General features: G+C 66.9%; 23 protein-coding genes. 16 read left to right on the forward strand and 7 right to left on the reverse strand.

The window, feature by feature from the left end; all coding sequences use genetic code 11:
• Window positions 1-20 precede the first annotated feature (20 nt).
• The 4 genes from GII31_RS03340 to GII31_RS03355 form a co-directional block, all read right to left on the reverse strand.
• Complete coding sequence (locus GII31_RS03340; RefSeq protein ID WP_246222088.1) at window positions 21-668, reverse strand: TerD family protein; 648 nt, start codon at window positions 666-668, stop codon at window positions 21-23.
• Window positions 669-805: 137 nt separating this feature from the next.
• The gene (locus GII31_RS03345; RefSeq protein WP_213246799.1) at window positions 806-2,329 is read right to left on the reverse strand and encodes an AMP-binding protein; all 1,524 of its coding nucleotides are present in this window, start codon (window positions 2,327-2,329) and stop codon (window positions 806-808) included.
• Window positions 2,326-3,405, reverse strand: coding sequence for an acyl-CoA dehydrogenase family protein (locus GII31_RS03350; RefSeq protein WP_213246801.1), 1,080 nt, complete (start codon window positions 3,403-3,405; stop codon window positions 2,326-2,328). The genes GII31_RS03345 and GII31_RS03350 overlap by 4 nt, the downstream gene beginning before the upstream one ends.
• Before the next feature lie 23 nt (window positions 3,406-3,428).
• Window positions 3,429-4,631: an acyl-CoA dehydrogenase family protein gene (locus tag GII31_RS03355; RefSeq protein ID WP_213246803.1), complete on the reverse strand. Its 1,203-nt coding sequence runs from the start codon at window positions 4,629-4,631 to the stop codon at window positions 3,429-3,431.
• 91 nt (window positions 4,632-4,722) lie between these two features.
• Here GII31_RS03355 and GII31_RS03360 point away from each other — a divergent pair, with 91 nt between their 5' ends.
• The 13 genes from GII31_RS03360 (at window position 4,723) to GII31_RS03420 (ending at window position 17,547) form a co-directional block, all read left to right on the forward strand.
• Window positions 4,723-4,914, forward strand: coding sequence for a ferredoxin (locus GII31_RS03360; protein ID WP_213246805.1), 192 nt, complete (start codon window positions 4,723-4,725; stop codon window positions 4,912-4,914).
• An 86-nt stretch (window positions 4,915-5,000) separates the two neighbouring features.
• Entirely contained in the window at window positions 5,001-5,906 is a 906-nt protein-coding gene (locus GII31_RS03365) for a 3-oxoacyl-ACP reductase (RefSeq protein ID WP_407649879.1), read from the forward strand.
• 62 nt (window positions 5,907-5,968) lie between these two features.
• On the forward strand, window positions 5,969-6,745 hold the full coding sequence (locus GII31_RS03370) for an MlaE family ABC transporter permease (RefSeq protein ID WP_213246807.1): 777 nt from the start codon (window positions 5,969-5,971) through the stop codon (window positions 6,743-6,745).
• Between the two features lie 4 nt (window positions 6,746-6,749).
• The gene (locus GII31_RS03375; protein ID WP_213246809.1) at window positions 6,750-7,610 is read left to right on the forward strand and encodes an MlaE family ABC transporter permease; all 861 of its coding nucleotides are present in this window, start codon (window positions 6,750-6,752) and stop codon (window positions 7,608-7,610) included.
• 7 nt (window positions 7,611-7,617) lie between these two features.
• A complete protein-coding gene (locus GII31_RS03380; protein ID WP_213246811.1) occupies window positions 7,618-8,802 on the forward strand; it encodes an MCE family protein in 1,185 nt (394 codons plus the stop codon).
• 55 nt (window positions 8,803-8,857) lie between these two features.
• The gene (locus tag GII31_RS03385; protein ID WP_213249781.1) at window positions 8,858-9,883 is read left to right on the forward strand and encodes an MCE family protein; all 1,026 of its coding nucleotides are present in this window, start codon (window positions 8,858-8,860) and stop codon (window positions 9,881-9,883) included.
• Complete coding sequence (locus GII31_RS03390; protein WP_213246813.1) at window positions 9,880-11,154, forward strand: MCE family protein; 1,275 nt, start codon at window positions 9,880-9,882, stop codon at window positions 11,152-11,154. Before GII31_RS03385 ends, GII31_RS03390 begins: the two co-directional genes overlap by 4 nt.
• Before the next feature lie 5 nt (window positions 11,155-11,159).
• Window positions 11,160-12,452, forward strand: coding sequence for an MCE family protein (locus tag GII31_RS03395; protein WP_213249783.1), 1,293 nt, complete (start codon window positions 11,160-11,162; stop codon window positions 12,450-12,452).
• Entirely contained in the window at window positions 12,449-13,633 is a 1,185-nt protein-coding gene (locus GII31_RS03400) for an MCE family protein (protein WP_213246815.1), read from the forward strand. The genes GII31_RS03395 and GII31_RS03400 overlap by 4 nt, the downstream gene beginning before the upstream one ends.
• Complete coding sequence (locus GII31_RS03405; RefSeq protein ID WP_260840286.1) at window positions 13,633-15,090, forward strand: MCE family protein; 1,458 nt, start codon at window positions 13,633-13,635, stop codon at window positions 15,088-15,090. The genes GII31_RS03400 and GII31_RS03405 overlap by 1 nt, the downstream gene beginning before the upstream one ends.
• On the forward strand, window positions 15,054-16,094 hold the full coding sequence (locus tag GII31_RS03410) for a hypothetical protein (protein ID WP_213246819.1): 1,041 nt from the start codon (window positions 15,054-15,056) through the stop codon (window positions 16,092-16,094). The genes GII31_RS03405 and GII31_RS03410 overlap by 37 nt, the downstream gene beginning before the upstream one ends.
• A complete protein-coding gene (locus tag GII31_RS03415; protein WP_213246821.1) occupies window positions 16,095-16,820 on the forward strand; it encodes a hypothetical protein in 726 nt (241 codons plus the stop codon).
• Between the two features lie 37 nt (window positions 16,821-16,857).
• Window positions 16,858-17,547, forward strand: a complete 690-nt coding sequence (locus tag GII31_RS03420) for a TetR/AcrR family transcriptional regulator (RefSeq protein WP_213246823.1) — start codon at window positions 16,858-16,860, stop codon at window positions 17,545-17,547.
• On the opposite strand, the gene GII31_RS03425 is transcribed toward GII31_RS03420, so the two are convergent.
• Together GII31_RS03425 and GII31_RS03430 are read right to left on the reverse strand one after the other, a co-directional pair.
• Complete coding sequence (locus tag GII31_RS03425; protein ID WP_213246825.1) at window positions 17,508-18,974, reverse strand: condensation domain-containing protein; 1,467 nt, start codon at window positions 18,972-18,974, stop codon at window positions 17,508-17,510. The two genes, GII31_RS03420 and GII31_RS03425, sit on opposite strands and share 40 nt — an antisense overlap.
• 55 nt (window positions 18,975-19,029) lie before the next feature.
• Window positions 19,030-20,520 (reverse strand): condensation domain-containing protein, encoded by a 1,491-nt coding sequence (locus GII31_RS03430; RefSeq protein ID WP_213246827.1) that lies wholly within the window; start codon window positions 20,518-20,520, stop codon window positions 19,030-19,032.
• Window positions 20,521-21,034: 514 nt separating this feature from the next.
• Between GII31_RS03430 and GII31_RS03435 the strand changes: the two genes are divergently transcribed.
• From GII31_RS03435 to GII31_RS03445, 3 genes are all read left to right on the forward strand, one after another.
• Complete coding sequence (locus GII31_RS03435) at window positions 21,035-22,024, forward strand: ATP-binding cassette domain-containing protein (protein ID WP_213246829.1); 990 nt, start codon at window positions 21,035-21,037, stop codon at window positions 22,022-22,024.
• Window positions 22,025-22,128: 104 nt separating this feature from the next.
• On the forward strand, window positions 22,129-22,950 hold the full coding sequence (locus GII31_RS03440; RefSeq protein WP_260840478.1) for an ABC transporter permease: 822 nt from the start codon (window positions 22,129-22,131) through the stop codon (window positions 22,948-22,950).
• Entirely contained in the window at window positions 22,950-23,933 is a 984-nt protein-coding gene (locus GII31_RS03445; protein ID WP_213246831.1) for a glycosyltransferase family 2 protein, read from the forward strand. Before GII31_RS03440 ends, GII31_RS03445 begins: the two co-directional genes overlap by 1 nt.
• 228 nt (window positions 23,934-24,161) lie before the next feature.
• Here the strand turns inward: GII31_RS03445 and GII31_RS03450 are convergent, their stop codons facing one another.
• Window positions 24,162-25,433 (reverse strand): glycosyltransferase, encoded by a 1,272-nt coding sequence (locus GII31_RS03450; protein ID WP_213246833.1) that lies wholly within the window; start codon window positions 25,431-25,433, stop codon window positions 24,162-24,164.
• Between the last annotated feature and the right edge of the window lie 139 nt (window positions 25,434-25,572).

Below are 25,572 nucleotides of genomic sequence, written 5' to 3' on the forward strand. Positions count from 1 at the left end.
TCATCGTGCCCGTCGCGGGGTCAGCCGTCCACCTGCACACCGTGGCGGACGGCGAATGCGGCGAGATCATCGTCGTAACCCTGACCGAGGATCCGCAAACGCCACGCGCCGCGCCTGCGGTAGATCTCGGCGATGATCATGGAACGTTCCGACGTCGCGGCGTCGAGCACCGCGGTGGCGACGGTGGTGGCACTGCTGTCGACGGTCACCGACAGCGCGCCCAGATCGCCGAACGTGGCCCCTTCGATGGCCGCGCCGACGGTGACGCGGGCAATCCCTGCGGGGACGGCCCCCAGTTCCACCGTGATCGCCTGCTCCCGATCACCGTCGATGCTCAGGGCCACGGCGCCGTCGGGCGATACGGGCTGGTTGAAGAAGACGAACTCATTGTCCGACGGGACGCGGTCGGTGTCATCGAGTTCGAACGCGACCACGTCGACCTCGGGTGCGACGACCCCGACGGCGCTCCACGCGACGTTGACCGCGACGCCGCGCAGATCCGTCGGCAGGTCGATGGCCATGCCGGGCGTCATCGTCACCGGTTCGGGCATGGGTGTGCCCTCCGTTTCCGCGTCCGGGGCGGTCGGCGTCGAGCCGGCTGGTTCGGGACCGGACCCGGCGACGATCTTAGGGGTGTCCTGTTCCAGCGTGGCGTCGACGTCGGCCACGGTGAGCAATGTCGGCTTCCGGGCTCAGCACCCGATGCTCGCGGGCACGCGGATCCGAGGTTTCCACGTCGACCAGTGTCCAGCCGGGGGAGACAGCCGCCGGTGCGGATCCTCATCAGTTGGGAAGCGTGCCGGGTTCAGCCGTAGCGGTGGTCGGTGAGGGTCCAGGTGGGGTCGGCGGCCTGGTCGCGGAGCCGGCGTTTGACCGTCTTGAAGGTGGCGGTCCGGGGGAGGGTTTCGAGGATGAGGATCCGGTGCGGCCACTGCTTGGGACCGAGATCGGTCTGCGTGCTCAGAAAGTCGGTCAGGCCATCGGCGGTGAGGCCGTCCGAGACGAGGGCGGCGACGATCTCGTCGCCGATCCCCACCGGTATCCCGAACACCGCCGCATGCCGGATTCGGGGATGGCGCAACAGTATCCGTTCGATGGGCTGGGCGCCGAGGTTCTCCCCGTCCACCCGCATCCAGTCGCCGACCCGGCCGGCGAAGTGGACGTAACCGGCCTCGTCGACCCAGCCCAGGTCGCCGGTGTGGTACACGCCGCCGCGCAGGCGTTCCCCGGTTGCTTCCGGATCGTTGTAGTAGCCGCTGAAAAGTCCGGGGCCGGATGCGTTCACGATCTCGCCGACGGTGCCCGGTGGCACCGGTTCGCCGGTGTCGGGGTCGACGATGGCGTTCGGCTCGCGGAGGGGGCCGAGGGCGTCGTCGGGGGTGTCGGGGGTGCGGGTGATCGCCACACCGCTCTCGGTGGAGCCGAAACCGTCGACCACCCGGCAGCCGAACCGGGCCGCGAAGGCCGCGCGGTCGGCCGCCGGCGCCTCGTTGCCGTACATGATCCGCAACGGCGACGACGCGTCGTCGGGATGTGGTTCGGTGGCCAGGATGTAGCGCATCGGCGTACCGACGTAGTTGGCGAATGTGACCCGGTAGCGGCGCACGTCGGCGGCGAAACCGCGGGCGGAGAACCTGCGGCGCAACGCCACCGACGCACCGCCGGCCACCGCGATCGACCAGCCGGCGATCAGTGCGTTCGAGTGGAACATCGGCATCGCGATGTAGGCGACATCACCGGGGCCGATCGAAAACCGTTCGGCGAGCAGCTTTCCGGGATCGGCGAACTTGCGCTGATCGCAGCGCACCGCCTTCGGGTCGCCCGTGGTGCCGGAGGTGAAGATCAGCATCAGCAGATCCTCGGGGCCGGGGACGGGGCCGGGGACGCCGGCATGCCGGTCGGCACCGGGCGCGGTGCTCATCAGCGTCGGCCATTCGGGGCGGTCGATGTTGAGCACGCGGACCGACACCGGCCTGATGTGCGGCGGGTAGAGGTGTTCGGTGGCGTCGGAGACCAGCACGAGTTGGCAATCGGAGCGGGTGACGTCGGCGGCCAGCGCCTCGCCCCGGCGGGTGGTGTTCAGGCCGACCAGGACGAATCCGCCCAGCGCGGCGGCACCGAACAGGAAGCTGAACTCGGGAACGTTCTCCAGCAGGACACCCACGTGCGGGGGCCGGCCCGGATCGAGCAGCGGGCCCAGCGCATCGGCTCGCCGGCGCGACAGGATGACATGCTCGCGCCAGGAGAAGAAGTCGTCCTCGAACCGGAGGCCGCGGTCGTCGACGTCGGAGAGTGCGACGAGCAATTCCGCGACGGTCGATCCCGTCATGCCGGTTCCGAGGCCAGGGCCTCGCCGATATCGAGCAGGATCGCCGGAGCGGACCCGGCGGTGAACTCATTCTGCTTGGCGCGCAGGAAATATCGGTGTACCGGATGGGAGGTGTCCAGGCCGACGCCGCCGTGGATGTGCACGCATGCGTGCGCGATGCGATGCCCGGCCTCGGCGGCCCAGAACTTGGCCGTGGCCACCGCGGCAGGTGCTGCCGGATCGTGGTGGGCGAGCAGCCAGGCCGCCTGGGCGGTGGTCACGTTCAACGCCTGAGCGTCGATGTAGCAGTCGGCCAGACGCTGCGAGACCGCCTGGAACGTTCCGATAGGTCGTCCGAATTGCTCACGTTGACAAGCATATTCGGCGGTCAATCGGAGGGCCTCGGTGACCGTGCCGGACTGATCGGCGGCCACGGCCAGCCGCAACCGCGCGGTGATCGCATCGACGGCACCCGCCCGCAGGACCCGGGTGGGATCGACGACGACACCATCGACATCGACCTGCGCGGTGGGGGTCAGGCCGGTGGCCGGGGTGTCGGTGATCGTGACACCGTCAGCGGTGGTGTCGATGACGGCCGCGAACTCGCCGTCGGGTCCGGTGGCGGTGACCAGCAACAGATTCGCGGCCGAGGCGTACGGTACGTTGACCTTGGTCCCGGACAGCGTCAGGGCCGGTCCCGTGGTGGCGGTGAGTGGCCGGGACCGCGGATCCTCCTCGGCTGCGACGGTCACGATCACCGAACCGTCGGCGATTCCCGCGAACGTCGAGCGCAGGTCGTCGGAGCCGAACTCCTCGATGACCGGTCCGGCGACGACGGCATGCGGGCCGAACGGGACGCGCGCCAGGTGATGGCCCAATTCGGTTGCCACAGCAACGGTGTCGACCACCGAGAGGCCGTCGCCGGACTGTTCGAGACCGAGCAGGCCGGCCTTGGCCAACTGCTGCCACAACTCGGCGTCGAGCGGGGCGGCGGCCGCCTCCAGTTCGGCGACGCGCCCGGGGGTGCTGATCGCCGACGCGATGTCGGCGGTGAGGGCGGTGAGGTCCGCGGTCGATTCGTCGGGGGTGAAGTCCATGATGTGTCCTGTGGTCGGCGCGCTCAGCGGCGGGAGTGGGGCAGTTTCAGTGCGGACATCGCGATGATGTCGCGCTGGACCTCGTTGGTACCGCCGCCGAAGGTCAGGATCAGCGAGGTACGTTGGAAGCGTTCGAGGCGGCCGACCAGGTGCGCGCCCGGGCTGCCCTGCCGGAGGGTGGCCGCCGGACCGACCACCTCCATCAGCAGGCGGTAGGCCTCCGTGGCGAATTCGGTGCCGAATACCTTGGTGGCGGATGCGTCGGCGGGTGACGGAGCACTGCCCGAACCCACCGCCGACGCGATCTTCCAGTTGATGAGTTTGAGGAACTCCACCTTGGCGTGGACGCGGGCCAGATTTGTACGCACCCACTGCTGGTCGATCAGTCGGGCGCCGTCGGCGACGGTGGTGTCGCGGGCCCACGCCACGGTTTCGGCCAGTGCGAGCTGAATCGGTGCGGCGCTGCACAGCGCGACACGCTCGTTGTTGAGCTGGTTGGTGATCAGCGCCCAGCCGCGGCCCTCCTCGCCGACCAGCGAACTGCGCGGCACCCGCACGTCGGAGTAGTAGGTGGCGGAGGTGTCCACCCCCGACATCGTGTGCACCACGGTGTAGTCGAAGCCGGACGCGGTCGTCGGCACGGTGAGCACCGAGATGCCGCGGTGCTTCTTCGCGCCGTCGGCGAGACCGGACTGATCGGTGCGGCAGGCGAGCCAGATGTAGTCGGCGTACGGGACCAGGCTCGTCCACATCTTCTGGCCGTTGATCACGTACTCGTCACCGTCGGTGACGGCCGTGGTGCGCAGATCGGCCAGATCGGTTCCGGCGCCGGGTTCGGAGTAGCCGATGGAGAAGTGCAGGTCACCGGCCGCGATCCTGGGCAGGAAGAACGCCTTCTGCTCGTCGGTGCCGTAGTGCATGATCGTCGGGGCCACCGAGTTGATGGTCAGGAAGGGGACCGGTGCCCCCGCCGTCGCGGCCTCGTCGGTGAAGATCAGCTGATCCATCATCGACCGGTTCTGTCCGCCGTACTCGGTCGGCCAGCCCAGCGCGAGCCAGCCGTCGTCGCCCATCCGCGACACCACGTCGAGGTAGGCGTCCCCGTACTCCCCGGCCTCGCCGCCGCCGACGAGGGCTGCCTTGCGTTCGGGGGTCATCAGATCGGCGAAATATGCCCGCAGCTCACGCCGCAGTGCTTGTTGTTCATCGGTGTAGGCGATGCGCACGACAGGGCTCCCACTCGTCCAGTTCTGAAACACGTTCTAACGTGTATGGGTACAGCCCGTCAACAGTCCGCGCCGGCGGAAGGAGTTCGATATGCGAGTCAGAGCAGACTTCGATCTGTGTGAGTCCAATGCGGTGTGTGTGGGTGTGGCACCCGACATCTTCACCCTCGATGACGACGATTACCTGCAGATACTCCACGAGGAGGTTCCGCCGGAACATGAGTCGGCGGTGCGCAGGGCGGTCGCCGGATGTCCCAAGGCCGCGCTGTTCATCGAGGAATGACCGCGCGGATCTGAGTAAACCGTTGACACTCGACTGCGATACTGTGCTAGAACAGGTTCTAGTTTCTGATCGAGAGGGTGTTGCGGGTGAGTGCGTCACTGGGAAGTGCGTCATTGGACGGGCGCGTCGCGGTCGTCACCGGAGCCGGTGGCGGCCTGGGCCGGGCCGAGGCCATCGGCCTGGCCGAACGCGGCGCGACGGTCATCGTCAACGATCTGCGCTCCTCGCTCGAGCGTAGCGACGTCGTCGACGTCATCACCGGAGCGGGTGGCCGCGCGGTGCCCGTCGCCGGCGACATCACTGATTCGGCCACGGCCACCGAGATCATGCGGACGGCGGTCGAGGACCTCGGGTCGCTCGACATCGTCGTCAACAACGCGGGCATCACCCGCGACAAGATGCTGTTCAACCTGACCGACGAGGACTGGGATCTGGTCATCGCGGTCCACCTCCGGGGCCATTTCCTGCTCACCCGCAACGCCGCCGCGCACTGGCGTGCGGTGTCCAAGCAGACCGGGGCCAAGGTCAACGGCTCTATCGTCAACACCGCATCCGAGGCGGCCCTGCTCGGCCCGCCCGCACAGGCCAACTACGGTGCGGCGAAGGCGGGAATCACCGCGTTGACCGTGTCGGCGGCCCGCGGACTGGGCCGGATCGGGGTGCGCGCCAACGCGATCTGCCCACGCGCGCGGACCCCGATGACCGCCGGGGTGTTCGGTGAGGCACCCGAGGGTTCGGTGGATCCGCTGGCGCCCGAGCATGTGGTGCGGCTGGTCAATTTCCTTTCCTCGGACGACGCCGAAAATGTCTCGGGGCAGGTCTTCGTGGTCTACGGTCCACAGGTGATGCTGATGGCGCCGCCGACCGTCGACCAGGTCTTCGCGGCGGACGGTGATGCCTGGGAGGCCGACGACCTGGCCAAGACTCTGGGCGAGCATTTCGCCGGACGAGACCCCGGCCGGATCTTCTCCGCCCTCGATTTGATCAAGTGACCCAGAATACCTCGTGAGTGATAGGTTTTCCGTGACGTGCGTGCGGGGATGAAGGAGTGCAGGTGGCCACTTTGTCGGTAGCGAAACTGACCACACCGTTGGGGGGTGTCGGCGATTTCGTCGCGTTGGCGGTGGACGCGTTCCGCGAGCTCTTTCGGCGGCCGTTCCAGTGGCGCGAGACCATCGAACAGTCATGGGCGATCGCCCGGGTCTCGATGGTACCCACGCTGTTGGTGGCGATCCCGTTCACGGTGCTGGTCAGCTTCACGCTCAACATCCTGTTGCGGGAGATCGGCGCGCAGGACCTCTCCGGTGCCGGCGCGGCGCTGGGCACCATCACCCAGATCGGCCCGATCGTCACCGTGCTGATCGTGGCCGGTGCCGGCGCGACCGCCATCTGTGCGGACCTCGGTGCCCGCACGATCCGCGAAGAGATCGACGCCATGAAGGTCCTCGGCATCAACCCGGTCCACCGGCTCGTGGTGCCGCGCGTCATCGCCTCCACCGGGGTGGCGCTGCTGCTCAACAGCCTGGTGTGCACCATCGGCATCGGTGGCGGCTTCGTGTTCTCGGTGTTCCTGCAAGACGTGAACCCGGGCGCCTTCCTCGCCAATCTCACCTTGCTCACCGGTTTCGGCGAGCTGATGATCTCGATGGTCAAGGCGGCGCTGTTCGGCCTGTTCGCCGGGCTCGTCGGCTGCTACCGCGGTCTGCATGTGAAAGGCGGCGCCAAGGGTGTCGGTGACGCGGTCAACGAGACCGTCGTCTACTCGTTCATGGCATTGTTCGTTGTCAACGTCGTGGTCACCGCGGTCGGTTTGAAGGCGACCGCAGGCTGAACCCATGGCAGATGCACACTTTCCGTACGCTGTCCGTCTTCGGGAGGCGCGCGTCGCGGCGAAACGCGCCGGTGAGGACTGGAACCAGATCGGCGACCAGGCGCTGTTCTACTGGGACAGCATCATCGCCGTACCGCGTGCGCTGCGGTTGTACAAAAAAGAGACACTCCGGCTGATCGCCGAGATCTCGATGGGCACCGGCGCACTCGCCATGATCGGCGGTACCGTCGTGGTGGTCGGCTTCCTGACCCTGTTCACCGGCGGTACGATCGCCGTCCAGGGTTACAGTTCGCTCTCCAATATCGGCGTCGAGGCGCTCACCGGGTTCTTCTCCGCGTTCATCAACGTGCGGATCGCGGTGCCGGTGATCTCCGGTATCGCGCTCGCGGCAACCATCGGGGCCGGTGCGACCGCTCAACTCGGCGCGATGCGGGTCAGCGAGGAGATCGACGCGCTCGAAGTGATGGCCATCTCGTCGATCCCGTTCCTGGTGTCCACGCGGATCGTCGCCGGGCTGGTCGCGATCATTCCGTTGTACTCGCTGGCCTCCCTCGCCTCGTTCCTGGCCAGCCGGTTCGCCACCGTGTTCATCTACGGCCAGTCACCGGGCGTGTACGACCACTATTTCGACACCTTCCTCATCCCGTCGGACATCCTGTGGTCATTTGTGCAGGCCATCGCGATGGCCGTCGCGGTGATGCTGATCCACACCTACTACGGCTACAACGCCTCGGGCGGCCCGGTCGGTGTGGGTGTGGCGGTCGGCAATGCCGTCCGTGCCTCGCTCGTGGTGGTCGTGGTGATCACGCTGCTGACGTCGCTGGCGATCTACGGTTCCGACGGCAACTTCAACCTGGCCGGGTGATGGGGCGATGAGCAGAAAACAGACGCGTGGCACCGGCGTGCGCAAGATGGCCGCCCTGATCATGGTCGGCGGTCTGACGGCCATTATCATCGGCGCTGCCGGGCAGTTCATCGGCGCGTTCGACGCCACCGAAGAGGTCACCCTGCACTCGCCGAGGGCCGGTCTGGTGATGAGCCCCGATGCGAAGGTGAAATTGCGCGGCGTGACCGTCGGGCACGTCAGGTCGGTCAGCGAACGTGACGGCCGAGCGGTACTCAAACTCGACGTCGACAAGGACCAGATGTCGGCTATTCCGGGCAACGTGACGGCCGAGATCAAATCCAACACCATCTTCGGGGCCAAGGCGGTGAACCTGTCGGTGCCGGCGGAGGGCCCGAGCGGACGACTGCACCGCGGACAGGAGATCAGCGCCGACCACGTGGTGGTCGAACTCAACACCGTCTACCAGCAGTTGGTGAACGTGCTCGCCGAACTGCAACCGGACAAGCTCAACGCCACCCTCGGGGCCGTCGACACCGCGCTGTCGGACCGGGGCGACAAGGTCGGCGCATCGATGGTCACGCTCACCTCGCTGCTGGGCAAGACCAACAGGCACCTGCCCGAACTGAACCGCATGTTCACCGAGGCGGCCACCGTCACCGACGTGTACGCCGACGTCACCGGTGACCTGATGCGCACCGTCGACAACTTCACCGTCATCGGCAACACTCTCGTCGACAACTCGGCCAACCTCGACGCGCTGCTCATCAACGCCACCGGAATGGCCAACACCGTCAACGGGGTCATCGCGCCGACCGCGAACACGCTGATCCGGGCGCTGACCGACCTGAACCCGGTGGCCAAGCTGCTGGGCTACCAGTCGCCGGGCATCACATGCTTCATCACCGCCGCGGCGTCGGCCGGCGAACTGGCCAGGCCGTACATGGGTGCCGATCCGAAATCCCCCTTCCTTAAATTGGACGCGACCATCATGCCGGGCAAGGACCCGTACCAGTACCCGTACGACCTGCCGGAGGTGCGCGGCGACGGTCCGCCGACCTGCGCGACCGGATTGAGCAACCCGTCGTCGTCGGAGCACATGAAGTTCTACGTCACCGACAACGCGAAGTACCCGTATCAACCGCGCACCAAGCCGAAAGCCGATTCGACCAAGTTGTTCCAGATCATGTTCGGGGAGCCGCCTCGTGGCTGAGTCGACCCGCACTCGAACTCCCGGGGAACGCCGGGCCCGGGCCTTCCGCGCCACCATGATCAAGCTCGGATCGTTCGTGGTGGTGATGCTGTTGGTGTTCACGGCGCTCGTGGTGGTGTTCAGCAAATACCGCTCCGGGTCGACCAACGAGTACACGGCGGTCTTCACCAGCGCCTCGGCCCTCAAGTCCGGTTCGTCGGTCGAGATCGCGGGGGTCGAGGTGGGCTCGGTGTCCGAGGTGTCGCTCGATCGCGACAACCAGGCCGTCATCAGGTTCACCGTCGGCGACACTTACCGAGTGCCGGCGTCGGTGCAGGCGCTGATCCGGTACAAGAACCTTACCGGCGACAGGTACCTGGAGCTGCGCCGCGAACCCGGGGAGACCGGGAGGGCGCTCGCCGACGGTGCGCGGATCCCGGTGCAACAGACGCAGCCCGCACTCGATCTGGACAATCTGGTCGGCGGCTTCAAACCGCTGCTGCGCACCCTTGACCCGAAGGAAGCGGACAAGCTGACCGCGTCGTTGATCCAGGTGTTCCAGGGGCAGGGCCCCGCACTGAACCATCTGCTGGAGAACACCGCGCAGTTCACCGATTCCCTGGCCGACCGCGACCAGCTGATCGGGGATGTGATCGACAACCTGAACACGATGATCGGCACCGTCGAGGACGACAAAAAGGGCTTCGACACCAGCGTCGACCTGTTGCAACAACTGGTCACCGGGCTGTCGTCCCAGCGCGAGGTGATCGGCGACGCGCTCACCCAGACCTCCCGGCTCACCAACGGGATGGCGGACCTGCTCAGCACCACCCGGCCCGACCTGCAGAAGGTGGTGCACAACACCGGCCGGGTCTCGGAGGAGGTGCTGAAGGCCGAACCGTATCTGCGCGATGTGCTCACCAGGCTGCCCGAGGACTACAAGAAGCTGTCCAACCTGGGCAGTTATGGTGCGTGGCTGCAGATCTACTTCTGCCGGATCCGGTTGCTGATCGGCGGCCCCGGCGACACGCAAATCTACTTCACGGCCATCGATATGCTCGGCGACCGGACCCAGGCGCACGGGAGGTGCGCGCTGCGATGACGGAAAACAACAAGCGCGAGGGTCTGTTCACCGCGCACCGATCCGAATCCGACGACGCCGATGTGGCCCGCGTGCACAAGCGCGGCGGCCGCGGCCGGGCCGCAGTAGGCGCGATCGGCATCATCGTCGTGACGCTCGTGGTGGTGTCCGCGATGCAGATGGACAAACTGCCCTACCTGTCGCCGGTGAGTACCTACAGTGCCTACTTCGACGACGCCGGCGGCCTGAGCAACGGCGATGTGGTGATGGTGTCGGGCGTGGAGGTCGGTGCCGTCGAAGGCATCGCACTGGCCAAGACCGGCAACGGCACCAAGGTCAAGGTGTCGTTCCGGATGAAGGACGACGTGGTGGTCGGCAACCAGTCGCAGGCCGCGATCAAGACCGAAACCGTACTCGGGCGCCGCAATCTGACGATCATCCCGCACGGCGGCGACCTCCTACGGCCCGGCGACACGATCCCGATCGGGCAGACATCCGCGCCGTACTCGCTGCAGGACGCGCTCGACACGACGTCGGCCAAGCTGCAAGACACCGATACCGACCAGCTCAACGAGGCGCTGCGCACCCTCACCGAGACATTTGCCGAGACCCCGGCGCAGGTGCGCGGCGCGGTCGACGGTGTCGCGCGGCTGTCCAAGGCGGTCAACGACCGCGACACCGCGCTGCGGCAACTGCTCACCAAGGCCGACAGCGTCTCGTCGGTGGTGGCGACCCGCAACAAGCAGATCGACACCCTGCTGATCGACGCGAACAGCCTCCTCGGCGAGGTGCAGATCCGGCGGGCGGCCCTGGGCCGGCTGATCACCGGGACCCGAGATCTGACCCGGCAGTTGAGCGGATTCATCGCCGACAACAACGAACAGCTCAAGCCCGTGCAGGAAAAGCTGCGGCGGGTGCTGACGATCCTCACCGACAAGGAGAAGGACCTGAAGCAGACGATCGACAGGCTCGGCCCGTACGCCAACTCGCTCGGTGAGGCCGTCGCGTCGGGACCGAACTTCGACTCGCTCGTGGGCATCCCCACCTTCGGTGACTACACCTCGGTGTTCATGAAGGTGCTGCAACGCAAATACCCGCAGGCCTTCGACAGTTTCCTGAAGTACACGCAGTTCCCGCCGCTGCCGTCGAACTGGACTCTGGCGCCGCCGAAGGGCAGTGACCCGCCGCGCCCGGCGGCTCCGTCACCGACCTACCCGACGCCCGCCCCGCCGACCGACACCGCCACGAGCGAGCCACCGGCCGCCACGATGAGCCCACGGCAGGGAGGCTGACGATGATGAGCATCAATACGCGGGTCGTCGTCAGGATCGTGGCGATCGCGGTGGCGGTGGCCGCGGTCGCGGTGATCGCGCTCGGCGGATACCGATGGTTCAAGGCGGCCACCACCAACACCTACACCGCCTATTTCCCGGTGGCGTCCGGTCTCTACAAGGGTGATCCGGTGCGCGTGCTCGGTGTCAATGCGGGCACCGTCGACGCCATCACACCACGCCGGGGCGATGTGAAGGTGGTGCTGCGGGTCGACAAGGACATCGACATCCCGAAGGACGTGACTGCGGTCATCGTCGCCCAGAGCCTGGTGACCGGCAGGTTCGTCCAGCTCACCCCGGTGTACGAGTCCGGGGACAGGTTGGCCGACAACGAGGTGATCCCGATGGAACGCACCGCGGTCCCGATGGAATGGGACGACATCAAGGCGCAGCTGACCAGACTGAGCGAGTCGCTCGGACCGCAGACCGACGGTGCGGCCGACGGACCGGTCGATCGGGGAGCGGCCGCGGAGGCGGTGGAGGTGCTGAACGAGAACCTGTCCGGCAACGGCCAGGCCGTCCGGCGGTCGATCACCGAGATGTCCGACCTGATGGGCACCCTGTCGGCGAGCCGCGGCGACCTGTTCAGCACGGTGCGCAACCTGCAGAAACTGACCGAGGCACTGTCGCAGAGCCATGAGGAACTCGTGCAGTTCAACGGCCGGATCGCGTCGGTGAGCCAGGTGCTGTCGGCCAACGCCACCGAACTCGGCGAGGCGCTGCACGGGCTCAACTCGGCTGTCACCGACGTGCAGGCGTTCATCGACCGCAACGGCACCGAACTCACCGAGTCGGTGAGCAAACTGGCCGACGTCACCAAGATCGTCGCCGACAAGGACGAACAATTGCGCGGACTGCTGCATTCGGCACCCAACCAACTGGCCAACTTCCAGAACATCTACAACCCGCTGACCGGATCGTTGTCGGGGGTGTTCGGTCTGGGGATGGGTGCCAACCTGATCACCCTGCTGTGCGGCACCATGGATTCCGCCGCACGGCCGGGCACCGGGGAGGCCGATGTCGAACATTGTGTCGACGTGCTGGCGCCGGTGCTGTCGTCGATCTCGATGAACTATCCACCGTTCCTGATGAATCCGGTGTCGGCGGCCACCGCCACACCGAATCAGATCGTGTATCAGAACAACGATGTGAAGGCGCGCGCCAAGGCCGGGGTGAACCGGCTGGACCAGCAGACGCGCAAACACAATCGGGGCAGTCCGCTGGCCGATCTGCTCGTACCGTTCGGGGCGGCGGGATGAGCGCGCGCGCGATCGCCGCCACCGCGCTCGCACTGACGGTCGCGGCCACGGCGGCGGGATGTTCGTTCGACGGGGTCGGTTCGTTGCCGGTGCCCGGCGCCGAGGGCACCGACGCGGGCTCGTACACCATCAGCGCGGTCGTGCCGTCGGCGTCGGGGCTGGTCAACAACGCCCCGGTGCACCTGGACGACTCCACCGTCGGCAGCATCGGCACGATGAGGGTCGCCGACGACTGGAACGCCGAACTCACGATCCGGCTCAATCGCGGGGTGAAGGTGCCCCGGGGATCGCATGTGATGGTGGCGATGACCAGCGTCCTGGGGTCCTCTCACCTGGAGATCGTGCAGCCCGACAGACCCGCGGGCGGATACTTGACGGCGGGGGAGCGGATTCCGCTCACCAAATGCCCCGAACAGGCCAACATCATCACCGACCCGTCGGTGCCGCAGGTTCCCGACATCAACGTCGCTCAGCAGGTGGCGATGTGTTCGTACCCGTCCACCGAGCAGGTGCTCAGCTCGCTGTCGGTGGTGCTCAACGGCGGTGGGCTCAGCCAGCTCGGCGACATCGTGCACGAGATGAGCGCCATGCTCGGTGACCGGGGGGCGGCGCTGAGCAAGCTGATCCCGCGCCTGGACCGGTTGGTGGGCGAGCTGGACGGGCAGCGTGAGAACATCATCGCCGCCACGCAGGGGCTGGACCGGCTGGCGTCGGCGGTCAACGACCAGTCACCCACCCTGCGCCAGGCGCTGCGCGACAGCCCGAAGATCCTGCGACTGCTCACCGATCAGCGGCAGCATTTCACCGACACCCTCGGCGCGATGGCGACGCTGTCGAACACCGCCAACCGGATCCTCAAGGCCAACAGTGACGACATCACGACCATCGTCGGCAATCTCGAACCGGCGATCGACCAACTGCAGCGGACCGGTCCGGCCCTGACGCAGTCCCTGAACATTCTGCTGACCTTCCCGTTCTATGAGCCGACGATCCCCACGATCATCAAGGGCGACTATGTCAATTCCGATCTCGTGCTGGACCTGACACCCTCGCGCCTGAACAAGTCGATGTTCGCCACGGCCAGATTCATCGGGCCCGAAGGCATGGTGGGCACACCGGCCTCCGGCGCCAAACGAGGCCTGAACCCGTTCACCGCTCCGCTGGATCGGGGTGAGGGCTGATGCGGATCACCCGTTTCGTTCGTACCCAGTTGATCATCTTCGCCGTCGTGACCGTGATCGCCGTCGTGTCGATGGCGATCTACTACATCCGGATACCGTCGATGTTCGGTGTCGGCAGCTACCGGGTGACGCTCAATCTGCCCACCACCGGCGGTCTCTATCAGAACGCCAATGTCGCATATCGCGGTGTCAATGTCGGCAAGGTCACGTCGGTGCGGCTGACCAGCGAGGGCGTGGCCGCGACCCTCGTCATCGACAGCGACGCCAAGATCCCGGAGACGATGCCCGCCGCGGTGCGCAGCATGTCGGCGATCGGCGAACAGTACGTCGCGTTCGCCCCCGCGAAGACCGAGAACGGCGCCCGCGATACGTCCGGGCAGGAGCCGGGAACGGGCAATCTGCGTGACGGATCGGTGGTGACCAGCGACGACGTGCCGGTGGAGATCTCGGCGATGCTCGATCAGGCGGACGCGCTGCTCGACAACATCGGCAGCAGCGAGTTGCGGACGCTGATCGACGAGTCGTTCACCGCCTTCAACGGCACCGGCGAACAACTCCAGCGGCTGCTCGATTCGATGACGCTGTTCGTCGACGAGGCCGACAAGAACTCGCAGCCGATCGTCGATCTCATCGACCAGACCGGTCCGCTGCTGCGGACCCAGTCACGCACCACCGACCAGATCCGGGCCTGGACCCGCGACGTCACCGTGGTCACCGACCGTGTGCGGGCGAGCCGACCGGAGATCACCGAGATCCTGCGCCACGGCCCGGGTGTGGCCGATCAGAGCCGACAACTGTTCGCCTCACTGGACCAGTCGTACCCGCTGCTGGTGTCCAACCTCGGCGTGATCGCGCGTACCCAGGCCGTGTATCTGCCCAATATGCGCCAGATTGTGACGATCTACCCGCGCCTCATGGGGTCGCTGATCACCGCGCTGAACACCGGATCCACCCGATACGGCGCCAACGTGAACTTCGCGCTGGGTTTTCAGGATCGTCCGCCGTGCACCATCGGCTACCTGCCGAAGGACCAGTGGCGGTTCTCGTCGGAGCAGGTGGCGCGCGAACTGCCCTCGGGCATGCTGTGCCGGGTACCGCAGAACTCCAACCTGGCGGTGCGCGGAGCGCGTAACTATCCGTGCGTCGAGTTCCCGGGTCGGCGTGCGCCGACGCCGGCCGAATGCCGGACCGGCTACACACCGGCCCCCGGCAGCAACGACGCCTTCCGTAGCAGCGACATCAAGATCGGTCCGGCGTCGGTGCAGGGTGAGGTGGTGCCGGGCACGCCGTCGAACACGTCCGATGAGCCGGCCGTTTACACCACCGCCTACGATCCGGTGTCAGGGGATTTCATCGGCCCGGACGGTAAGACGTACAACGCGGGAACGGGACAGCAGAAGCCAGGAGGAAGCGCCGCCACATGGCAGAGCCTGATCAGCCGGACAGTGAATCCGTGACGCCGCCGGCATCGGAATCCGTGACGCCGCCGGCATCGGAATCCGTGACGCCGCAGGCATCGCCGGTGCGTCCTGTCCGCAGTGCTCCGCTGCGTCGGGGTGCGAAGAAGCGGCCGCCGGTGCCGACGGCCCGCCCCGGGGAGCGGGATTCGACCGATTCCCCGGATACGGCCGAGGCACCCGACGCGGCAGATGCCACCGATGCGACGGACGCCACCGATGTTGCCGGCGTCTTGGAAACGACCGACGCGCCCGAATCCGACAATGCCGAAGAAGACAAGGCCGAGCCGGGTAAGGCCGAGCCGGACAAGGCCGAGCCGGACAAGGCCGAAGAAGACACGGCCGAAGAAGCGGACGGTGCCGGCGCGGAGCCGACGGCGGCACAGCCCGGCGCCGTGGAGCCCGAACCCTCCGAGGTGGAGCGTTCTCTCGGCTACCGGGAACGCCGCCGGGGCCGGACCCGGCCGTCGCCACCGGCCGGGGCGAGCGCGCCGGTCGCCTTCCGCGGCCGGCGGATCGCGCCTGTGCGCGCGATCGTCGTGGCATCGGCCGTGGCCGTCATCGTGGCCTGCACGGTCGTGGCGGTGGTCGCGGGTCTGGGCATCGAGCGCCAGAACACCAAGGACCGGCTGCGTGCGGAATATTCGGACTTCGCCTCGCAGGTCATCGTCAATCTCACCAGCTTCAGCCCGAAGACCACCGACAACGCGCTCAGAACGCTCGAGCGGCAGACCAGCGGGCGCGCCAAGACACAGATCTCCGAATCCATCGAGCAGGTGACGAGCCTGGTCAAGTCCACCAACGTGGAAACCCGGACCACCGTGCTGTCGTCGGCTGTCACCAAGGCCACCGACGACGAGGGGTCGGTGATCATGGTGTACGGCTGGGAACAACGATCCCTCGACGGCAAGACCGAACCGGAGTATCAGACCTTCCGCTGGCGCGTCGACGTGACGCGGATCAACGGCGAACTCAAGATGACCAACTTCGAATGGGTGACCTAGATGGCCGATGAGTCGACTCTGACCGAGCGGCTGGGCCTCGACGGTCGGTCCGGCCGGGTGATCGCCGCGGTACTGGCGTTGTTGCTGGTGGTATCGGCGGCCGCGGCCGTGGTGCTGGGCGTGCGTTTTCTGGGGGTTCGTGCCGAGGAGCAGGCACGCGACTCGGCACTGTCGGCGGCCAGAGACTATGTGACCACGATGTTCGGGTACACGCCGGACAATGTTGCCGAACATGTCGAACGGTCGAAGAAGATGGTGACCGGGGATGCCCGGGCGCAGTACGAGAAGATCATCGCCGACACCGATCTGGTTGCCCAGGTGGGCAAACAGAGGATCATCTCGGAGGTGATCATCCAGGATGCGGGAGTGGTCACCAACACCCGCGACACCGCGACGGTGCTGCTGTTCATCAACCAGTCGGTCACCCGCGGCGGCAACGAACTGGTGCAGATCAATCCGAGTCGGCTCACCTACTCGATGCGAAAGGACGACGGGAGGTGGCTGATCAATTCGATCGACGTCATCACCGACGACTCCTTCCGCGGCAAGGTGCAGGTGACATCGTCGGTACCATCCGGCGCCACCCCCATCCCCGGACTGAGCGCCGCCCCGACAACAGAGGCGACACCGGGCGGGTCCACCCCGGCTCAACCCAGTACGTCGGCCCCACCCAGTACGTCGGCCCAGCCCAGTACATCCGGGGAAGTCCCGTCCCCCGTTGGGTGACCGGCCGCGTTCGACCACCGCAGAGGCCACTACTACGATGGTCCGGGTGCCGCCCCGTCAACGATTGACTCCCGAGGAACGTCGATCGTTCCTGCTCGATGTGGGCGTGCGGGTGTTCAGCGAGCGGCCGTTCGAGGAGACCTCGATGGAGGACATCGCCACCGAGGCGGGGGTGTCGCGACGCCTCCTGTACCACTACTTTCCCACCAAGGCCGAATACTTCGGGGCGATCTGGCAGCGCGTGCATGTGCACCTGCGTCAGGTGGTGAGCGCCGCGGAGGCGCCGACGGTGCGTGACCGGGTGGAGGCGGCGCTGGTGGCCTACATCGATTTCTTCCAGGAGCATCTGCCGTTGGTGTTGATCTCCAACCGCAGTTCGATCGCGTCCGATCCCGCCGTGCGCAATCCGGTCAACCAGAACTTTGATGCGTTGTGCGCGGGATTTCTCGACGCGGCCGGTGTGTGCGACGAGGGCCGGGCGGCCGCCGAGGTCGGCTTCGCCGGCTGGATCGTGTACGTGCGGGAGGTGGCGTTGGCCGCGCTGGTCGACGGGCGGATCTCGCTGTCGGCCTGTCACGAGATGTGTATGGGCGTGCTCGACGCGGCGGTCGGCACCCAGGTCGATCTGCGGGTGCCGCCGAGGGATGCACTCTGTTCTCGTGCCCCCGTTTCTCCCGGCACGGCTTCTCACGCCACGTCGGCGGCCACGGGTGAAGTGAGCGTGTAGTCGCCCGAGCGGGCCACCTCCTGGATCACCGAGCACAGGTGTGCGAAGTACCGCTGCACCTGGTGCTGCGCGTACGGCGTTCCCGGAGTCTGGCTGCCGAGGTAGAGGCGGCGGTGGTCACGATTGATCCAGAGGGAGGCATTCGCGGTGCGCCCCTCACCGGTGAAGATGACGCCCTGTTCGTAGCCGGTGTTCCCGGCGGCGGGGAACCTCCGGAAGTCGATGTACGAAAGAAGATTCGGTGTCGACGCCAATGAGGCCGGTGTGGCCCCGGCCGCGATCAGTGCGCCGAACGCGGCCTGTACCGGAACTCCGGCAAGCGGTTTGGCCGCCTGGTAGCCGGTGTCGGCGGCGGCGAGAAGTTCGGTGAACGTGGCGGCGCCCGAGATCGGGAACGTGACTGGTGCGAACGCCGCGAACCACCCCTGCGCGGAGGCGAATCGCGGTGCGGCCGACCTCGTGTTGAACACGGTCATGCCGTAATAGTCGGTGCGCCCGGCCAGCTCGGCGTCGGTCGCGGCAAGCGCCGCGTAGATTCCGGTGAGAAGGCGTGATCCCGCGCTGCGGCAAGCCGATTCGAAACGGCCGATGTCCTCGCCGGTGAGGATGGTGACCTCGATCGGTACGACGGGTGCCGTTTCACCCGGGGCCAGCCCCAGATCGAGTGGGAATGTCGGCAATGAGCGGTCGTTGTCGGCGAAAACCTTTGTCAGCCTGTCCAACTCGTCGGAGCCGGACAGGTGATGGGCCGCCAGCGCGGCCTCGGCCCCGGCGTAGTCGAGGTATCCGCCTGCGTCCCGGGTGCCGGCCCCGTCGGTTGCGGGCCCGGTGTCCGCGCCCTGGCGGGACCCACCGAGCTCGGTGTAGACATCGATGATCTCGGTGAGCGCGAATGCCTGTGAGGCACCGTCGGACAAGGCGTGATCACAGCCGAAGAACAGGGTGAAGCTGCCGGGTCTGCGGAGGGCGCCGAACGCGAAGCCCGGGTAGGAGGTACTGATGGCTTCGGCGCTGAATCTGCCGGCGATGTGCTGTTGGAACTGTTCGTCGGTGTCGATCTCTTCGACCGCGTGCACGGCGAAGGAGACGTCGTCGGCGTCGACGAGGTGCGCGGCTACGTGCCGGTCGTCGGTCTCGAACCAGGTGCGCAACGCGCTGTGCCTGCGGACGAAGATGTCGAGTGCCCGCGTCATCCGCTGCTCATCGAGGTCGCCGTCAACCTCGGTGCCCGACCCCAGGTAGGCGTGGTGCGGGGTGCCCGCGGTGCGGGCGGCGGCGCAGCCGCGAACGTGGTTCTCCACGAGAAATGTCAGCGGGCCCGTGTAGACGGGGGCCTGTCCGGCGGCGGCAGAGGAGGTTGCGGTGGGCAGCCAGCTCAGTGCCTGGCCGGGCCGAGGGGCGAATGATTCCATAGCGGTGATTCTCAACGAGGACTCCTTGGGTGAGGGAATGCGCGGTGCGGGACGGGAGGAAAGGTGCCGGTCAGGCGGGAAGTCGGTGCGCGGTGAGGCTGTCCAGGCGCAGCCCCATGCCGTCGGTGGTCACCCGCGAGATGATCGACACCGCGGTGTCGACGAAGTCGCTGATCGCGGTCGCGGCCGCGCGGTTGCCCGGGTGCCGGGTGGATACGGTGATCCCGTCGGGGGATCGGGCCACCCACAGGTACACCTCCCGGTCCGATTCGGTCCGGCCGCGCACTGTCCGGGCCTTCATCAGGGGCCAGTCGGCAGCCCCGGGAACGTACCGGACATCAAGATAGGAGATGACGAACTCGGGCACCGCCGAGCAGCCGATCAGTTCGGCGATCCGCGGGTAGGGGTAGCGCGAGACGGCCTTGGCCGCCTCGATCGCGAGTACTGTCACATCCATTGCCTCGGCGAATGTCTCGGCCGAATCCAGGTCGATGTCGAGGGGACCGAGGCCGACGAACCAGCCGATTGCATCGACGTACTCGGGTCGGTGCCGGGTGTGCATCGGCATCGCCGCCCGCATCCGCCGCTCACCGGTCACCGCCCGGTGGGCCAGCGCCAGTGCCGTGATGACCGTGGTCTGCATGGAATGGCCGGCCGCGCGGCAGAGCTGGTTCACCTCGGCGGCCGAGTCCGCAGTCATCACGAATTCCGACCGTCCGGGCTGTGCGGCGGTGTCGTGTTCGTCCGGCATGCCCAGGTGTGGTTGTGCCGACGCCAGACCGAAGGCGGGGAACTGCCACCCCGATGCGGCCAGAAAGCCGCGCCAGTGGGTGACGGCCGGGTGCATCGGGGTCAGTTCGGCACCCATTGTGTGGTCGTGGACCCCGTAGTCGAGGTGACTTCCGGTGCCTGGCAGGGCGGCGTCGGTGCCGTCGGCCTCGGCGAGGTAGAGGCTGCGGATCTCGTGCATCGCGACCAGCAGCGAATACGCGTCGACGACACAGTGGTCGGCGGCGAGCACCACCGCGAAGCGGCCCGGGCCGCCGGCCCCCGCTTCCAGGTCGGTGATGGTGACCGTGCGGTAGTGGGGCCACACCAGCGGTGACAGATCGCGGTCGAACAGGCGTGCCAGATGCGGTCCGATCGCCTCCTCGGTCAGTCTGCCGACGGCGTGCGAACCGATCGCGACCGCTTCGGCCGGGTGGGTGTGGCGGCGGGACAGGCGCCCGGTATGCGTGTCCGGACCGGGGAGACAGCCGCCGGGGCCGACGGGGGAACTGTCCACCACGACGGTGCTGCGCAGTACCTCGTGTCGTGCGGTCCACAGCCGCAGGGTGGTTTCGAACGCGACGGGATCGTAGCGGCGGTCGATCTCGAAGACCGATCCCAGCCATGAGTTTCCGGCCTCGTCGCCCACGCTGCGCCGCAGGTGCAGATCGTGGTCAAAGGTGGCCGGACGAAGGTCGATCGCCCATTCCGATTCGGGCGTCACAGTGTACGGGGACCATTCGGTGACGGTTCCGGCGGGCAGCGGATAGTCCGACAATTCGGTGAATTTCATTGCAGTGATGAGACTTTCCGGTCGGTAGTGATTCGGTGCGGGTGACGTCGGCAGTGACGCCGCGAGGAGATGGCTCGGGCGTCGCCGTCGGCGCACCTGCGAGACCCTGTGTCGGGGTGCCGGGAAGATCCGCGACGAATAGTAAGCAGAGACACCCGAGTGACACCAGCGCTATCCGACAGTGTTGTTCGTCACCCTTACGAGTTCGTCGAGTGCGATTTACGCCGAAAATCCCGTATCCGCCAGTGACATTCGTGTTACGTCGAGGTTAGAAGGGGTCGAGATTTCGCCTAATCACCCAGGTGGTGAGGTGTGAGCCATCCGGGTCCGAATACCTGCCCGGGCTGTCCGCCGGTGACTTCGGCAAGACCCGAAAGGACCAAAAGACCCTTGCTAGATTGCGGATATCGAAGAACGCGCCTACCTTGGTCACCGTGTCGGGGGACGTGGTGGTCCTGCAACTGTGGTGCGGTGTCATCGAAATGATGCACCGTGTCCTGATGAAAGGATAATCATGTCTCATACCAGGGCGGCGGGATCGCCGCCGGCGATCGAGGCCTCCGGTCTCACCAAGATGTTCGGTAGGGCCGAAAAGCGCACCACAGCAGTCGATCATGTCGATCTGGTGGTGCCCGCCGGAGGTGTCTACGCGGTACTGGGAACCAACGGTGCGGGCAAGACCACCACGGTCCGAATGCTCGCCACGTTGCTGCGTCCGGACGCCGGCAGCGCCCGTATCTTCGGTGCCGACGTCGTGCGCCGGGCCACGTCGGTGCGGGCGATGATCGGAGTCACCGGACAGTACGCGTCGGTGGACGAAGATCTCACCGCCACAGAGAATCTCGTGGTTTTCGGGCGGCTGGTGGGCGCATCCAGGAGCGCCGCCCGCGCCCGCGCGCACGAACTGCTCGAAGAGTTCGGCCTCACCGGCGCGGCGGACCGCCCGATCCGGCAGTTCTCCGGCGGAATGCGCCGCCGGCTCGACTTGGCCGCGTCGATGATCACCCGTCCGCGGCTGCTGTTCCTCGACGAACCGACCACCGGTCTGGACCCGCGCACCCGCGCCCAGATGTGGAACACCGTAAGAAGATTGGTCTCCGACGGTTCCACCGTCCTGCTGACCACCCAATACCTCGACGAGGCGGACGAACTCGCCGACCACGTCGCGGTCATGGATCGCGGCAAGGTAGTCGCCGACGGCACCACCGACGAACTCAAGGCCAAGGTCGGCGACACCCGCGCGGTGATCGGTATCGCCGACGCCGACAGGCTCGCCGACGCCGGTGCGGTCTGCTCGGCGTTCGCCTCGGCCGAAGTGATCGTCGCCGACCCCGATCTGCGGGTGGTGGTGCCCATGCCCGATGTCGACAGACTTCCGGAACTCCTTCTCGCGCTGCGTGAGCGTTCCATCGCCTTCACCGCCGTCAACGTGGAGAAGCCGAGTCTGGACGAGGTCTTCTTCGAACTGACCGACGGCGGATCCGGAACGGGGGAGGCGGCGTGAACGCCCCGGTACCGGGGCCCGTCACCGGCGACATCGACGCCGCGGCCGTCCGGGCCGCCGCCGACAGGAACGACACGCGCACACCCGCCGCCGACGACAACCCGATGGTCCCCGTGCCGCACAGCGAACCGCAGAACGACGAGTATGTGTTGCCGCCCAACCGGATCAGAGTGGGCGCCGCCATCTCACAATCACTGACGATGACCGGTCGCGGCCTGCTGAAGATCAAACACAACCCGCAGCAACTGTTCGACGTCATCATCCTGCCGATCGTCTTCACCGTCATGTTCTCCACCATCTTCGGTGGGGCGATCGCCGGGAACGTGACAAACTATCTGCCCCTGCTGATTCCGGGACTACTCGTCCAGGTCACCGTCGCCGCGTCGGTGATCACCGGCGTCCAGCTGCGCGAAGACCTCGGCAAAGGTGTGTTCGACAGATTCAAATCACTGCCCATCGCCCGGATCGCCCCACTCGCCGGGGCGCTGCTGGCCAACGCCGTCCGCTACGTCGTGGCCACCGTCATCACCGTCTGCGTCGGGCTGGCGATGGGTTACCGGCCCGGCAGCGCACCCGGCCTCATCGCCGCCTGCGGTCTTGTGGTGCTCGTCGCCTTCACCCTCAGCTGGATCTTCGCGCTATTGGGCGTGCTGCTCGACAAAGCCTCTACCGTGCAAGGCATCTCGATGCTCGTGATGATGCCCATCACCTTCGTCTCCAACGCCCTGGTCCCCGTCGAATCGATGCCCGGATGGATGCAGGCATGTGCGTCGGCCAACCCCGTCTCCCACCTGGTCACCGCCGCCCGGCAACTCGCCGACAACGGATCGGCCGGCATCGAAATCATCTACACGCTCGCCGGTGCGCTCGCGGTGCTCGCGATCTGCGTACCCGTCACCCTGCGAACCTACATGCGGAGGACCTGATGGTTGCCACCGTACCCGAAGACCCGGCCATCGAAGCACCGGCCACCGAAAACCCGGCCGGCCACGCGCCCGCGTCCGAACCCGCCGCACCGCAACCGGCGCGCCCGCGCCTGTCGGTGGTGGTGCCCACCTACAACGAAGCCGGCGTCATCGGCGAATGCCTGACCAGGCTCACCGCGCAAGCAGACCACATCGCCGAAATCATCGTGGTGGACAACAACTCCACCGACGATGGCATGCGCATCGTCGGCGACATCAGCATCCGGCACCCGACGGTCCGGATCGTCCACGAGCGCGAACAGGGCCTCGTATACGCCCGCAACACCGGCCTCGACGCCGCCACCGGCGATATCATCGCCCGCATCGACGCCGACACCCGAGTACCCGAACACTGGGCCCGCACCATTGTCGACTTCTTCGCAGCCGACACCGGCGACGAATGGGCGGCACTATGCGGACGCGGTGAGGCATACGGGATTCCGTACTCCGGAAGGTTCGACCGATGGAAGATCGCACTGCACCCGCTCTCCCGTGGCAAAGCCACCACCCCGGCACACCCATCCGAACCCGGCGACGTCCCGGTCCTGTACGGATCCAACATGATCCTGCGCCGCGACACCTGGCAAACGATCCGCACCCGGGTCAGCATGCGCCGCGACGTATTCGAAGACGTCGACATGGGCCTGTGCGTCCGCGAAACCGGCGGCCGCAACGCCTTCCTCGCCTCCATCACCGTCGGGGTCTCACCCCGGCGGATGGAGACCGGGATCGGCTCATTCGTCCGATACATGTCCTGCCTGCCGCGGACCTTCCTGCTGCACAGACAATTCGGACTCGCACTCGGTGCGGCCGCGGTGTACCTACCGGCAATCACCGTGCTGCACACCGGCCGACTGCTCCTGCTCCGCAGCTACGACGCCGAATCGGGCACGTTCTCGTTGACCAACGTCCTGCGCGAGCGAACAGACCGAATCATGCCGTGACATGGCGCCCCCTCGCAGGCTCGGGGATCGCGGGTCCGGCGGGCCGGGAGTCGTGTTCTTCCCTCCTCGTTCGCGCGGGCTCGTTCCTCACCCGGCTCACTCGTCAGTCCAGAACACGACGGCCCGCCGTGACATGGCGCCCCCTCGCAGGCTCGGGGATCGCGGGTCCGGCGGGCCGGGAGTCGTGTTCTTCCCTCCTCGTTCGCGCGGGCTCGTTCCTCACCCGGCTCACCCGTCAGTACCGTGCTCGATGATGTTTGCCGCCGTGGTCACCGCCTCGGCGGGGGAGATGAGATCGTGAGACAGCTTCCGGGCGGCTCGGCGTGCCTCATCGGACAGTACTGTCCGGACCGCCTCGGTCAGCGCGGGTGCGGTGACCCGCGACATCGGAAGGGACGCACCGACATGCACACCGGTCAGCGCCCGGCCCCAGATCGGTTGGTCGGCGCCCACCCAGGTCACCACCGTCGGCAGACCCGCCCGCAGCCCGGCGGCCACCGACCCGGCACCGCCGTGATGAATCGCCGCCCGGCACAAGGGAAGAATCGTGTCGTGATCGACATGGCCGACGAGCCGAACCCGGTCCGGTGGTACGTCCGCACCATCCATGAATCCGCTCCAGCCGCCGGCCACGAGCAGCCGGATATCCAGTGTCCGTGCCGTTTCGGTGAGAGCGGCGGCCAGCGCCTGCGGATCATTGGGCAGCATACTGCCGAATCCGGCGTACACCGGTGCCGGGCCGTCGGCGATCCACCTCAGCAGATCGGTCGGCGCCTCATCACCGACTCCGGAGCGTTGCGCAGCAGCAAGATTCAGAAACCCGGTGAACGGTCGCCGGGCGCCCCACTGCTGCGCCAGACCCGGAAACAGCGCGGGATCGTAGGCCTGGATCTCCGGGACACCGGTACGGGCGATCTGCGTGGCATAGGGTACCGACGCCCGCGGCAGACCGAGTTCATCGGTCAGTCGCTGCTCGGCGCGGCGACCGGCCTGCCAGAGGATCTGCTCGCCGACAACCCAACTGGCCTCGGCGACCACCCCCGGCACGTCGATGCCCAGGTGGGCCAGCGGCGACACCTGCCGGTTGCGTCGGATCGGGCAGTAGTGCAGCGGGAAGTGCACGATGCCACGAACCTGCGACACATTGTGGGCGCGTTCCTGCCCGGCGCTGCCCGCGACGACAGCGTCGGCGCCCTCGGTGAGGTCGAGCAACTGCTGTGCCATTGCGCGCCCACCACGCAGCGTGATCTCGGAGATGGCCCGTACCCGGCGCAGGGGATTGCGCGATTTGAGTTCGGAACGGATCAGATCGGAATCGAGCAACTCGCGGGTGCTGTCGCCGTACGGATGGGCGGGCAGGCCGGCGCCGGTGCTGAACCCCACCAGATCCGGCGGCACCGCCATCACGACATCGTGTCCGCGCGAACGCAGTTCGGTGCCGAGGGCGACCGCGGGCTGAACATCACCGCGGCTGCCGCCCATCGCCATCACGATTCTCATACAGACCTTTCGTCCTCCGGGCCGCGACCGTATGGGGCACGACAGGATCGGGCCCGATCCTTCTGGTTCGGATCCTTCTGGGTCAGATCCTTCTGGGGCGCAAGTGTAGAGACGATAACCGGATTTGGCTCGGTGCGAG

Source organism: Gordonia pseudamarae, assembly GCF_025273675.1.
Taxonomy (GTDB): Bacteria; Actinomycetota; Actinomycetes; order Mycobacteriales; family Mycobacteriaceae; genus Gordonia; species Gordonia pseudamarae.